This window comes from Pseudarthrobacter sp. NPDC058196 (assembly GCF_042882685.1).
In the GTDB taxonomy this organism is placed as follows: domain Bacteria; phylum Actinomycetota; class Actinomycetes; order Actinomycetales; family Micrococcaceae; genus Arthrobacter.
The window spans coordinates 1-1,022 of the sequence record NZ_JBHVVN010000033.1; the positions used below are offsets into that span (position 1 = coordinate 1).

Below are 1,022 nucleotides of genomic sequence, written 5' to 3' on the forward strand. Positions count from 1 at the left end.
TCCCTGGTCATCGCCTACGCGGTCTGCGGGTTCTTCGCGTTCCTGATCCTCCGCGCCCTGGGCGAACTGGTCCTGCACCGGCCCTCCTCAGGCTCCTTCGTCTCCTACGCCCGCGAATTCTTCGGCGAAAAAGCCGCGTTCGTCTCCGGCTGGTTCTACTGGATCAACTGGGCCACCACCACCATCGTGGACATCACCGCCGCCGCCCTCTACATGCACTTCTTCGGCAACTACATCCCCTGGATGGCCGACGTCCCGCAGTGGGCCTGGGCACTGACCGCCCTCATCGTCGTCCTCGCCCTGAACCTGGTCTCCGTGAAAGTCTTCGGCGAAATGGAATTCTGGTTCGCCCTGATCAAAGTCGCCGCCCTCGTCGCGTTCCTGATCATCGGCACCTACTTCGTCATCTTCGGCACCCCCGTCACCGGCCAGCACGTCGGCATCAGCCTCCTGTCAGACCACGGCGGGATCTTCCCCACCGGCCTGCTCCCCATGATCATCCTCATGCAAGGCGTCCTGTTCGCCTACGCCTCCATCGAACTCGTCGGCACCGCCGCCGGCGAAACCGAAAACCCCGAAAAAATCATGCCCAAAGCCATCAACTCCGTGGTCTTCCGCATCGCCGTGTTCTACGTCGGCTCCGTGATCCTCCTGGCCCTCCTGCTGCCCTACACCACCTACCAAAAAGGCGTCAGCCCCTTCGTGACGTTCTTCGGCTCCATCGGCGTCCAAGGCGTAGACGTCATCATGAACCTCGTCGTCCTCACCGCCGCCCTGTCCTCCCTGAACGCCGGGCTCTACTCCACCGGCCGGATCCTGCGCTCCATGTCCGTCAACGGCTCCGCCCCCAAATTCGCCTCCCGCATGAACAAAGCAGGCGTCCCCTACGGCGGCATCGCCATCACCGCCGTCGTCTCCCTCCTCGGCGTCCCCCTGAACTACCTCGTCCCCGCCGACGCCTTCGAAATCGTCCTCAACATCGCCTCCGTCGGCATCATCATGACCTGGGCCACCATCGTCCT

At 63.4% G+C, this 1,022-nt stretch carries 1 protein-coding gene; it reads left to right on the top strand.

All coding sequences use genetic code 11. The features are described 5' to 3' along the window. A partial coding sequence (locus tag ACFVVC_RS22390; protein ID WP_387458522.1) for an amino acid permease occupies positions 1-1,022 on the top strand: 1,022 nt, incomplete at both ends.